Source organism: Winogradskyella algicola (assembly GCF_005869935.1).
GTDB classification, from domain to species: Bacteria; Bacteroidota; Bacteroidia; order Flavobacteriales; family Flavobacteriaceae; genus Winogradskyella; species Winogradskyella algicola.
This window is the reverse complement of the sequence record NZ_SZQF01000032.1, coordinates 1-255: the sequence shown is the minus strand read 5'-3', so window position 1 is coordinate 255 and position 255 is coordinate 1. Positions and strand designations below refer to the sequence as shown.

Sequence of the window (255 nt, the reverse complement as noted above, 5' to 3'; positions counted from 1 at the left end):
ATACAGGTAATGTGACCTTAGACGGAGTAGCGATAGCGGATACGTTCGTGGACGCCAACGGTAACCCACTGACCTTATTGACCGGTCCAACGTTTGTAGGCCCATCCAGTTTAGGCAGTGCAGAAGGGGACCTATTGGTAGGCGAAGTAGCGACGTACACGGCGACCTATGTCATCGGGCAGGACGCGGTAGATGCCGGCGGCTTTAGCAACAGTGTTTTAGCTGATGGCGATAGTCCAGCGGACACGAATGTCG

The 255-nt window shown here is 54.5% G+C and carries 1 protein-coding gene; it reads left to right on the top strand.

Annotated elements, in window-relative coordinates:
• Positions 1 to 11: 11 nt before the first annotated feature.
• Positions 12 to 255 (top strand): DUF7507 domain-containing protein (locus FC091_RS15415; protein WP_449441490.1); only part of this gene is annotated, 244 nt, incomplete at its 3' end.